The sequence below is a fragment of the Sphingobium sp. genome (genome assembly GCF_003248505.1).
GTDB lineage: Bacteria > Pseudomonadota > Alphaproteobacteria > Sphingomonadales > Sphingomonadaceae > Sphingobium.
In genome coordinates this window covers 1-2186 of the sequence record NZ_QFOA01000161.1, presented here as the reverse complement: position 1 = coordinate 2186, position 2186 = coordinate 1, and the positions used below count along the sequence as shown (strand labels likewise).

Annotated in this window: 2 protein-coding genes; both read left to right on the top strand. The window is 59.2% G+C overall.

The window, feature by feature from the left end:
- The first annotated feature begins 1 nt into the window (after window position 1).
- Entirely contained in the window at window positions 2–916 is a 915-nt protein-coding gene (locus DI606_RS20055) for an LLM class flavin-dependent oxidoreductase (protein ID WP_293985766.1), read from the top strand.
- A gap of 237 nt (window positions 917–1153) precedes the next feature.
- On the top strand, window positions 1154–1930 hold the full coding sequence (locus tag DI606_RS20050; protein WP_293985764.1) for an SDR family oxidoreductase: 777 nt from the start codon (window positions 1154–1156) through the stop codon (window positions 1928–1930).
- The last annotated feature ends 256 nt before the right edge of the window (window positions 1931–2186 follow it).

Sequence of the window (2186 nt, the reverse complement as noted above, 5' to 3'; positions counted from 1 at the left end):
GATGGTGACGGAAAAGCTCCGGTTCGCGCCGATGGCGCACCTTCTCCCCTATCATGACCCTGCAACGCTCGCGATCCGCATCGGCTGGCTCAGTCAGGTGCTCGAAGGACGCTATTATCTCGGCGTCGGCCCAGGCGGTCACCATACCGACGCGATCCTGCACGGCTTCGAGAATCTGTCGCAATTACCCGCACGGCAGATTGAGGCGCTCACGATCATGGAGAAGGTCTGGCAGGAAGAGCCGTTCCGCTTCGCAGGCGATTTCTACAGAGCAGGATTTCCAGGTCCTGACGATATGCCCGGCTATGACGTGACCATCGCCAAGAACGGATTATGGAAAGAGTCGCCGTTCGAAATCGCCGTCACCGCGCTCTCGGCCAATTCGAACTCGATGAAGTTCGCCGGTGAGCGGAATTACAGTCCGATCTCGTTTTTTGGTGGTGTCGATCAGATGATATCGCACTGGGAAACCTGGTCGACCGCCATGCGAGAAGCGGGCTTTACGCCGGAACGGGAGCGGCTTCGCGTCTGTCGCGAGGTGTTCGTCGCGGATAATGATGCGGAAGCGAAGCGCCGTGCGATCTCTGGCGGCCTTGGCTACAGCTGGGAGCATTATCTCCTGCCGATCTACAAGAAGTTCAAGCTGCTCGACGGGATCATCAAGGATTCTGGGGTCGATATCAGCGCTGATGAAGTCGACATGGATTTCCTTGCCGAGCACGTGTGGCTCTGCGGTTCGAGCGAAACCGTGACACAAAAGATCGAGGCGCTTGTCGACAAGGTCGGGCCATGGGGCATGCTGTGCATCAATTCGCATGACAATATTGACGACATGGCCCCCGCAAATGAGTCGCTCCAGCGCTTTGCGCAAGAGGTCATGCCAAAAGTGGGAGCGTCGTTCCTGCCTGACGCGTGACATCTCCATCAAGAAGACGGCGTCCACCGCTCTTGATGCAGCTTTCGAACCTCTTCGTCCAGATTTGCAGAACCGTTCCGCTGGTAAACCCAACGCGCGACGCGGAACCAGCGGGTCGGACTGACGGGCTTCGAGGCAGACGAAAAACCTATCTCGCGCCGACCGCCTCTCGTCGGCGCGGGACAGAGCTTTGACTACCCTCTCCCGCCCATCGCGGACTTAATCAGGAGTTTTGGAATGGACCTCGCTGGCAAGAAGATAATCGTCACTGGCGGCGCACAGGGGATCGGTGCAGCGATCGTGCGGGCCTACGTCGCCGCCGGCGCAACGACCGTCGCAATGGACCTGCAGGAGGAACTCGGACATCGAACGGCGGCTGAGGCGAGTGAGCACGGGCCAGGTCAAGCAACCTTTCAACTGCTCGATGTCACGAACCGCAGCGCGGTAGACAAGGCTTTTGAGGAAGCCACTGCGCGATTGGGCGGCCTGGACGTGATGGTAAATGTCGCGGGCGTGCAATCCTTCGTTGACGTCATCCAGGTCGACGAAGCCGCGTACCGCCGCCTGTTCGACATAAATGTTCTGGGCACCATGAATACGAATGGCGCCGCCTATCTCGCGATGAAGCCTAGCGGTAATGGGGCGATCATAAACTTCGGTTCGGAGTCAGGTCTGACGGGCGAGCCGGACAATGCTGTCTATGGCGCGACCAAGGGCGCGGTCCATACGTGGACACGATCGGTTGCCCGACAGTGGGGGCCAGACGGGATCCGGGTCAACGCGGTACTCCCCTATGTCGTCACGCCCATGTATCAGAAATTCCGGGACGCTTTGTCGCCGGAAGCGCTCGCACGACATGACCATGAGGTCCAAACTGCCATTCCGCTTGGGGGAAAGTTCGGAGACCCTGACAAGGATCTGGCGCCTGTACTGGTGTTTCTCGCGAGCGACGCGTCGCGTTTCATTACCGGCCAGATGCTTGCGGTCGATGGCGGGCTGGTTTCGGTTCGCTAGCGAAGGCGGCCCGATCAAGGGCATGCCATCATCCGCTTGGGGTCGCTCGAATGATGTGCTTGTGTTGGCAGGGCTGGTTCCATTTATGGGAGCCGGCCCTTCAGCCGCTCAATGCCCCTCAATCGATCCACTCAGCCGTCAGCACTGCGATGCTTTGTCCTGCGAGTTGGATGTCGTTGCGACGGACGTCAATCGATCATTTCAGCGACAGCCCTGCGCAATTCGCGCACGGGCAGAGTGCCCAAAGGGACGTTTT